This window comes from Enterobacter cloacae complex sp. ECNIH7, assembly GCF_002208095.1.
GTDB classification, from domain to species: Bacteria; Pseudomonadota; Gammaproteobacteria; order Enterobacterales; family Enterobacteriaceae; genus Enterobacter; species Enterobacter cloacae_M.
Genome location: NZ_CP017990.1, coordinates 3,238,134 through 3,247,462, shown reverse-complemented (window position 1 = coordinate 3,247,462; position 9,329 = coordinate 3,238,134). Strand labels below are relative to the sequence as shown.

Annotated in this window: 6 protein-coding genes; 4 read left to right on the top strand and 2 right to left on the bottom strand. The window is 57.6% G+C overall.

Features of this window, described 5'->3' with window-relative positions; genetic code table 11:
- Positions 1-112: 112 nt before the first annotated feature.
- Entirely contained in the window at positions 113-1,465 is a 1,353-nt protein-coding gene (gene yegD, locus WM95_RS15990) for a molecular chaperone (RefSeq protein ID WP_063408445.1), read from the bottom strand.
- A 130-nt stretch (positions 1,466-1,595) separates the two neighbouring features.
- On the opposite strand from yegD, the gene alkA reads away from it, so the two are divergent.
- Entirely contained in the window at positions 1,596-2,468 is an 873-nt protein-coding gene (gene alkA, locus WM95_RS15985; RefSeq protein WP_063408444.1) for a DNA-3-methyladenine glycosylase 2, read from the top strand.
- Here alkA and WM95_RS15980 read toward each other — a convergent pair.
- The gene (locus WM95_RS15980) at positions 2,433-5,762 is read right to left on the bottom strand and encodes a diguanylate cyclase (RefSeq protein ID WP_063408443.1); all 3,330 of its coding nucleotides are present in this window, start codon (positions 5,760-5,762) and stop codon (positions 2,433-2,435) included. The two genes, alkA and WM95_RS15980, sit on opposite strands and share 36 nt — an antisense overlap.
- 343 nt (positions 5,763-6,105) lie before the next feature.
- Between WM95_RS15980 and udk the strand changes: the two genes are divergently transcribed.
- The 3 genes from udk to asmA all read left to right on the top strand — a co-directional run bounded on the left by udk (position 6,106) and on the right by asmA (position 9,292).
- Entirely contained in the window at positions 6,106-6,747 is a 642-nt protein-coding gene (gene udk, locus WM95_RS15975; protein WP_008500855.1) for a uridine kinase, read from the top strand.
- Between the two features lie 90 nt (positions 6,748-6,837).
- Positions 6,838-7,419 carry a dCTP deaminase gene (gene dcd / locus WM95_RS15970; protein WP_023312408.1) on the top strand — a complete coding sequence of 194 codons (582 nt, stop codon included), beginning with the start codon at positions 6,838-6,840 and terminating at the stop codon, positions 7,417-7,419.
- Positions 7,420-7,441: 22 nt separating this feature from the next.
- Positions 7,442-9,292, top strand: a complete 1,851-nt coding sequence (asmA, locus tag WM95_RS15965; protein ID WP_063408442.1) for an outer membrane assembly protein AsmA — start codon at positions 7,442-7,444, stop codon at positions 9,290-9,292.
- Positions 9,293-9,329 lie beyond the last annotated feature (37 nt).

Below are 9,329 nucleotides of genomic sequence, written 5' to 3'. Positions count from 1 at the left end.
TCTGAATGGAGGTAAACGCAAAACGGCAACATCCGTTGCCGTTTTTGGTGTTTTCGCCCTCTGCCTGTGGGAGAGGGCCGGGGTGAGGGCACCAGACCGCACCGCAACAATGCTAGCTAAACATCACCTGCGCCCAGCGTGCCAGGCCTGCGGTGACGGAGCCAAAGTCATCCCCACCGGCAATGGGAATGCCCGGCAGCTGTTCCGCCAGCGCTTTCTTGATCAGGGGCGAGCGGGCGCTTCCCCCGGTCAGGTAAATCACGTCCGGCTTCTCTTTGCCGTTCTCCAGCGCCAGCTGCACCTGCTCAAGAATACGCTGTAGCGGCTGCGCGAGCGCCGTCTCCAGCCCGTCCTGCGAAATCGCGGTGGCCAGATCGTCGCTGATAAACGGCAAGGAGACCGCATGCTCAGCACGGTCGGAAAGGGCTATTTTGCTCTCTTCGGCAGTGCGCACCACGCGGTAGCTCAGACGCTGACGCCACACTTTATACAGCAGGGCGACTTTTTCGGCGTCCTGCGCGTCGCGCACCAGATCGTTAAGGAAGCGGCCGTTGGCGGTGCTGTAAAAATCACTCTGCGCAGGCACGTCGTTAATGGCAATCGCGTTCCACCACGGCAGGATCGGCAGGGCGATGCCTTTTTCCGTCTGACCGCCCATGCCGAGCAGCGGCATCAGGCTTTTGAATGCCAGCGCGATATCGAGATCGTTACCGCCTACGCGACAGCCGCTGTGCCCGAGCAGGCTGTTTTCACGATCGCGACGATTATGCCATTCGGGGCCCATCAGCAGCAGCGAGCAGTCCGTCGTGCCCCCGCCGATATCCACGACTAATACGCGCTTCTCTTCCGTCAGCGTGGCTTCAAAGTCCAGCCCCGCGGCAACCGGCTCGTACTGGAATACCACATCTCGGAAGCCTGCGCGGTGCGCCGCGCGTTCAAGGATCCCCTGCGCCTGCTGGTTGGCCTCGTCGCCGCCCAGCCCCTGGAAGTTGATCGGGCGGCCAATGACCGCCTGGGTAATCGCATCGGAGACCTGCGTCTGCGCCTGATTGCGAATATGCAGCATCATCGCGCACACCAGGTCTTCGAACATCGCCACCTGCTGCGGCTTAAGTCCGCTGGCGCCGAGGAAGGATTTTGGCGACTTAACGAAGTAAACCTCTTCAGGATCTTCAATGTAGTGCCCGAGCGAAGAGAGGCCGAACTGCACGCTGGACGGCGAAACGTCGATGTCTTCCTCACGGTTAAAGCTGACCGCCCGGCGCAGCAGCGCCTGGGTCTCCGCCGCCGTGGCCGGAACCTGATGGTGGCGGAACAGCCATTCGCTTACCGCTTCACGCGTCGGCGCGCAGAGCATTGACGGCAGCAGCGTGCTCTCTTTTTCCATTTTCAGAAGCTGTGGTTGTCCGTTTTGCATAATCGCAACCGAGCAGTTTGCCGTACCGTAGTCGAATCCAATAAACACGATGAATCCCCATGCCAGTGAGAAGGGGCGAGACTTTAACGAAATGTCTTCATGGCGACAACAGGAATATGAAAGCAAGGCGAAACAGGACCTTTCCGTTTATGCTGTGGAGAACCCAAAAGGAGAGACGATGTACACCCTGAACTGGCAACCCCCTTACGACTGGCAGTGGATGTTTGGCTTTCTCGGCGCGCGTGCTGTGACGGGCATTGAAACCGTCACACGCGACTACTACGAGCGCAGTTTTGCCTGTGAAGGGCATCAGGGGATATTTCGCGTAACGCCGGATATCGCCACCCATACGCTGACCGTGACGCTCAGTCCGGGGTTAGTTCCGGTTGCGCAGACGTGCCTTGAACGCATCGAGCGCCTGTTCGATCTCGCCTGCAACCCGCAGCACATCGCGGATACGCTGGGCGATCTCGGTGCTGCCCGGCCTGGCTTGCGTTTGCCGGGGGCGATGGACGCGTACGAGCAGGGCGTCCGGGCGATCCTCGGGCAGCTGGTGAGCGTGGCGATGGCGGCGAAACTGACGTCGCGCGTGGTGGCGCTGTGCGGTGAGCCGATCGCGGATTGTCCGGGGTATCTCTGTTTCCCCACGCCGGACGCGCTGGCGGAAGCGGACCCGCTGGCGCTGAAGGCGTTGGGCATGCCGGTAAAACGCGCGGAGTCGTTAATTCATCTGGCACAGTCGGTCATCGACGGGACGTTTCCGCTTTTCCCGCCCGAGAATATTGAGGCCGGGATGAAGGCGCTACAGCAGCGGCCGGGGATAGGGCGCTGGACGGCAAACTACCTGGCCCTGCGCGGCTGGCAGGCGAAAGATGTCTTTCTGCCTGATGATTATCTGATTAAGCAACGCTTTGCCGGGATGACGCCCGCGCAAATTCGTCGTTATGCCGAGCGCTGGCAGCCGTGGCGCTCTTACGCGCTGCTGCACATCTGGTACACCGACGGCTGGGCACCGTCAGTTGATGGCGAAATAGCTGGTGTTGAGCAGTAGATCCAGCGGCTGCGGCTCGGCGATGGTGTCGCCATAGATAAAATCAATGCCGATGCCGGAGAGCGTATCCATCATGATGGGCTGGTTGCACGGGCCCGCGATGGTTTTCATCCCCAGACGCTGGGCGTGGCCCTGCACAATGGTCACCATCATCTCGTCCATCAGGTTGCCATACACGTTGCTTACCACCTCCGCGTCCAGCATCAGATAGTCGGCCATATTGGCGGTCAGGTGGGTGAAGACGTTCATGTCACGACCCACCTGGCTGAAGATCACGCGGCAGCCCGCCTGGCGAAGCTTTTGCAGACTCCGCTGCAGGTTTTTATCCGGGCTGCACACCACGTCGGCAGAGATAACCAGATGCAGGAGACGGCCCGGCATCGGGCTTTTATCCAGCAGGTCGAGAAGTTCATCGACCAGCGTTACGCTGGCTAAACCGGCCTCAGAAAGCGGCAGCGCCACTCCCATGCCTTTACTGGCGATCTGGGCGGCTGAGGTGCGGAAAAACTCGCTAAAGATCCGTCTGTCGAGGGCATGTAAAAGCTCAGGCTCGGCCAGACCCGAGCGGAAGGCATGCTCCTCCTGGACTTCGCCCTGGCTGGTCCACAGGCGTAACGAGAGCAGCCAGAAATTACTGCTTTCCGGGATGCGCGGGGAGGCGACGCTGCGGGCAATCATCATCAGGTGATTGTCTTTAATCATGTGCCACTGTTCATCAAGCGACATCATGCTGCGCGTGTTGTGATCCCGCTCCTGCTGGGGTTCGTAAACCGTCACCATGCCGCGCCCGCTGTTTTTCGAGGCATAACAGGCTATATCCGCCTGCGACATCACCTCCGACGCCTGATGGTTATTTTCATCAATCAGCGTGATGCCTGCGCTGGCGCCGATCCGGTGCAGGCGGCCTTCCCACATAAAGTGATAGTCATTGATCGTGTGGATCAGGCGCCCGGCGATATAGCGCGCGCTTTCAATATTGCAGTCCGGCAGCAGTAATCCGAACTCATCCCCACCCAGACGCGCCAGCACGTCGCTGGAGCGAAGCATGGTCAACATCACGGACGAGAGTTCCCGCAGCAGGGCATCGCCCGCCGCATGGCCAGCCGTATCGTTGACGGCTTTGAAGCGATCGAGATCGATAAAGACCAGGGCATGACGCTGGCGCGTTTCGCGAACGGTCTGCAGGAGGCGTTTGAGATGATTTTCGAAGCTGACCCGGTTTGCCAGATGGGTCAGGGCGTCGTGGGAGGCGCTGTAGCTCAGCTGACGCAGCATTTTGCGCGACTCGGTCACGTCCTGAATCACGATAACCGAGCCAATATTCTGCCCGTCCAGCGTGCTGAGCGGCGTAATGCTGTAGTGAATATCAAAATTACCGCCGGTACGGCAGTTCAGCACCACGTCCTGATCGATATCGGAGCGGGACATATCGCCGCTGTGAATATTTTCCATCAGCGGCCCTTTTTCACCAAAGGTGATGTGCAACACCTTCAGGATCGGCTGGCCGATAGCCTCGGTCTGCAGCCAGCCGCTCATTTTCTCGGCCACCGGGTTCATAAAGGTGACGTTCATGTTGATATCGGTACACAGTACCGCTTCACCGATGGAGTCGAGGGTGATGTGCAGACGCTCTTTTTCCTGGAAGAGGGCCTCGTTGAGCTGCTTCACCTCGGTCATATCCATGTTGATCCCGAGCAGCCGTTCGACTTCACCCTGCTTATTGAGCACCCGGTTTGCCAGGGAGCGAATATGGCGCACGCCTTCCTTCACGCGGATGCGGAATTCCAGCTTAAACGGCAGGCGGGAAATCAGCGAGTCCCGCAGCACCTGCTCGGCGTGGGCACGATCTTCCGGCAGCATCGTGTCGTGCCAGAGCTGCCAGGTAGGCTTGATGTGCGGCGGGATTTCATATAGCTCAAACATCCGCTTGTCCCAGCTGATAATGTCTGGCTCCAGATCCCACTCCCAGATGCCGATGCCGCCCGCTTCGTTAGCTAGCGTAATGCGCTCCATCAGGCGTTTGTTGACCCACTCGGTCTGCTTCAGGTCGTTAATGTCTTCAATCTGGGCGATAAAATAGAGCGGCGAGCCGTCGGCATGACGCACGACGGAGACGGCAAGCAGCGCCCAGACCACTTCCCCGTTGCGGGTGTAATAGCGCTTCTCGAGGGTATAGGTATTGATGTCGCCGTTGACCAGCTGTTCGAGCTGTTCCAGGTCGGTGTGCAGATCTTCCGGCCAGGTGAGCTGCTGGAAGGTCAGCGACTGGAGCTCCGTCTGGCTGTAGCCGAGGAAATTGCAGAGCGCCTTGTTAGCCTGCAGCCATTTGCCCTCAATGCTGACCAGCGCCATACCGATGGCGGAATACTCCATCGCATTGCGGAAACGCTCCTCGCTTTCGGTGATGTGCTTGCGCTCTGCGCGGAAGGCGTACATCACCATGGTCATCACGTTGGCAGGCAGGAGCAGCATCAGGAACGGCAGCCAGGGGGCGTTTAGCATCGCCCCGACGTGCTGGGTTGTCAGCGCCACCGGGTTTTGGGCAATCATCAGCGACACAACCATCACGGTGACCAGAAACACCAGGAACGCTTCCATTCGCGGCAGGCGCACGGCGCTCCACATAAGCAAAACGATAACGCAGGTGAAAGGCCACGGCAGCCAGGTGATGGCTGCCCAGCTGAGGGCCAGCGTTACGGCCAGCGTGGTCAGGGTTTCCAGCAGCAGTCTCGGGTCACGGTGGCGCAGCAGATAATGCGGTTTAAATAACAGCCCCAACGGAACCACCGCCAGTGCGCCAATCGCTTCAGACAACACCCAGACGAAGAAATTACGCAGGGGTTCAGGGCCGGGCGCCAGCAGAGACACCAGGACGCCGCCCACCAGCGGCGGTATCACTGCGCTGCCGATGGCCACGCGGATCCAGTCATTCAGATTCTGCAGCGGGTTGTACCACGGGAGCAATTTGCGAAGTAATAGCGCACCGGTAAAAGCTTCAACCACGTTAATTGAGGTGTAGGTGAGGCTTATCGATCCCCACGAAAACAGCATCCAGGTGGCCAGAATATTGCCAAACGAACAGGCCAGGGCGATTCCCGGCCACATTTTTCCTGCATGGCGATAAAACGCCACCATCATAATGGCGGTGGGGAACCAGAGCGGGGCCAGCAGGGTGCCGAACCGGGTGAGCTCCAGGGAAAATAAGGTAAAGATAAAGGTGACCAGGCCCAGACAGACAAGTCGTATTAAAGGATGTGGGGTGGTAACCAAAACCCGCTGGTATTGTTTATTCATTACCGCTTTATCCAGAGACGCCATGCCGTCAGGGAAGATGTCCGAACGCGTGAATTAGATAATTTGGTTTATGCTAGTACAAACAATTTACAATTCATATGGTGACCGCTCAGAATTTGACACCACAGACTTATTAAATAGAGGCTCCGTGAAAAAAAACGGTTAAACGCTGAAAAAACGTTCATTTAAATTTCACTCAGGGAATAAAGCGCCACTTTTCGGCCAGTCTCGCAGAACCTGTGCTTTCGACTGGTATCACGCCCGCGAAATCCCTATAATTGCCGCGTTTGACGCTCCGGCGTCGTCCTTCCTTAACATCCAGGTTAATCAGGTCGCTAAATTTATGACTGATAAGTCTCATCAGTGCGTCATTATAGGCATCGCCGGCGCATCGGCTTCAGGTAAAAGTCTAATTGCCAGTACGCTTTATCGCGAACTGCGTGAACAAGTAGGTGATGAGCATATCGGCGTCATTCCCGAAGACAGCTATTACAAAGATCAATCCCATCTGTCGATGGAAGAGCGCGTCAAAACCAACTATGACCACCCAAATGCAATGGATCACAGCTTGCTGTTCCAGCATTTAGAAGCGCTCAAGAGCGGCCAGGCGATTGAGCTGCCCGTTTACAGTTACGTAGAACACACCCGCACCCAGGAAACCATCCGCATCGAGCCGAAAAAGGTCATTATCCTTGAAGGCATTCTGCTGCTGACCGACGCCCGCCTGCGCGAATCCATGAACTTCTCGATTTTCGTTGATACCCCGCTGGATATCTGCCTGATGCGCCGCATCAAGCGTGACGTGAATGAACGCGGCCGTTCGATGGACTCCGTCATGGCGCAATACCAGAAAACGGTCCGCCCGATGTTCCTGCAGTTTATTGAGCCATCCAAACAATACGCCGATATCATCGTGCCGCGCGGGGGTAAAAACCGCATTGCTATTGATATCTTAAAAGCGAAAATCAGCCAGTTTTTTGAATAAGCCGCGCGAATTGTGTACCGTTCAGAGATACCTGGTTTTACCCTGAGCGCTTAACACCTCAGGGTACGATGCATGAAAGGAGAAAGTGCCATGCGTCTTTGTGATCGCGATATAGAAGCCTGGCTGGATGAAGGCCGTTTGTCTATTACCCCGCGTCCACCCGTTGAGCGTATCAATGGCGTGACCGTTGATGTGCGGTTAGGCAATAAATTCCGCACCTTTAGCGGCCATACAGCACCGTTCATTGACCTTAGCGGGCCGAAGGACGAAGTCAGCGCCGCGCTCGATCGCGTCATGAGTGACGAAATCGTAATCGATGAAGGCGAAGCTTTTTATCTGCATCCAGGTGAACTGGCCCTGGCGGTGACGTTTGAATCCGTCACCCTGCCTCCGGATCTGGTTGGCTGGCTTGATGGCCGTTCTTCGCTGGCGCGACTGGGGCTGATGGTTCACGTGACCGCGCACCGTATCGATCCTGGCTGGTCGGGGCGTATCGTGCTGGAATTCTTCAATGCCGGTAAATTGCCGCTGGCGCTGCGCCCGGGCATGATGATCGGCGCGTTGAGTTTTGAACCGCTGTCGGGCCCGGCAGATCGTCCTTACAACCGTCGGCAGGACGCAAAATATCGCGACCAGCAGGGCGCGGTTGCCAGCCGTATTGATAAAGACTGATCGTTAGCCCATTGAGGATGCCATGAGAAGAGTTCTGACAACGCTGATGATTTTGCTGGTGGTGCTGGTGGCTGGCCTTTCGGCGTTGGTTCTGCTGGTTAACCCCAACGATTTCCGCGCTTACATGGTGCGGCAGGTCGAGGCACGCAGTGGTTATCAACTGAAGCTTGACGGGCCGCTGCGCTGGCACGTCTGGCCGCAGCTCAGCATTCTCTCTGGCCGCATGTCGCTCACGGCGCCGGGGGCGGCCCAGCCGCTGGTGTCCGCAGACAACATGCGCCTTGATGTGGCGCTGTTCCCGCTCATTTCCCATCAGCTGCAGGTTAAGCAGGTGATGCTGAAAGGCGCGGTGATCCAGCTCACCCCGCAAACCGAAGCCGTGCGTGATGCCAGTGCGCCGGTTGCGCCGCGCGAAAATACTCTGCCTGATGATCCGTCCGATACCGGCTGGTCCTTTGATATCGGCAAGCTGAAAGTTGTCGATAGCGTGTTGGTTTTCCAGCATGAGCACCAGGAACAGGTGACCATTCGCAACATTAACCTGCAGATGGAACAGGATGCTCATCATCTTGCGTCGCTGGAATTTAGCGGGCGCGTGAACCGCGATCAGCGCGATTTGTCCCTGTCGCTGAATGCTAATGTGAACGCCTCAGACTATCCGCACCAGCTTACAGCCGACATCCAGCAGCTGAACTGGCAGCTGACGGGTGCCGATCTTCCCACCCAGGGGGTCACCGGGCAGGGAACGCTGCAGGCCGTGTGGCGCGAAGAGCAAAAGCAGCTGGAGCTGGATAATCTCAACCTGCAGGCAAATGACAGTAGCCTGAAGGGGCAGGCGAGCGTCACGCTCGAAGAGAAGCCGAAGTGGGTGCTGAATCTGCAGTTTGACAAGCTCAACCTGGAAAATCTGCTGCCGCCTCTGCCCGCCAGCGCCACGGACAGCGATGCCACGCAGACGGGGCAAAGCCAGGCACCGGTATCACGTCCGGTAATCTCGTCTAATCTCGATCAGCCTGACTATAACGCCCTGCGCGGGTTCACGGCGGATATTCTGCTGAAAGCCAATAGCCTGCGCTGGCGCGGCATTGATTTTAGCGACGTGAGCAGCCAGATGTTTAACCATAACGGTTTGCTGGTGATCTCCGAGCTGAGCGGAAAGATGGGCGCAGGGAGCCTCTCGCTGCCCGGCACGCTGGACGTCCGTAAAGACGAAGCCAGCGCCGAATTCCAGCCGCGTCTCGACAACGTTGAGATAGGCACCATCCTGAACGCGTTTAACTATCCGATATCCCTGACGGGGCAGTTGACGCTCGCGGGTGACTTCTCAGGCACGAAAATTGATGCCGATGCTTTCCGCCGCGAGTGGCAGGGGCAGGCGCATCTTGATCTGAAAAATTCCCGTATGGAAGGGCTTAACTTCCAGCAGCTGGTGCAGCAGGCGGTCGAGCGCAGCAGCGATGTGAAGGCCCAGGATAACTACGACAGCGCCACGCGCCTCGACAGCTTCACCACTGACCTGACGCTGGACAACGGACAACTTACTCTTGACGGAATGCAGGGTACTTCTTCACTCTTATCAATGACCGGTGAAGGTAAGCTGGATCTGGTGAAAGAAACCGCGGACACGCGCTTTAACGTGCGCGTACTTTCCGGCTGGCAGGGTGAAAGCAAGCTCATCGACTTCCTGAAAGAGACGCCGGTCCCGCTGACCGTATACGGCAAATGGCAGGCCCTGAATTACCGTCTGGAGGTGGATCAGATCCTGCGTAAGCATCTGCAGGATGAAGCGAAACGTCGGCTTAGCGGCTGGGCGGAACGCAATAAAGATTCACAGGACGGTAAGGACGTTAAGAAGCTGCTGGATAAGCTTTGATGTCCGTTGCGCCGGGTGGCGTTGCGGCCTGATGCCC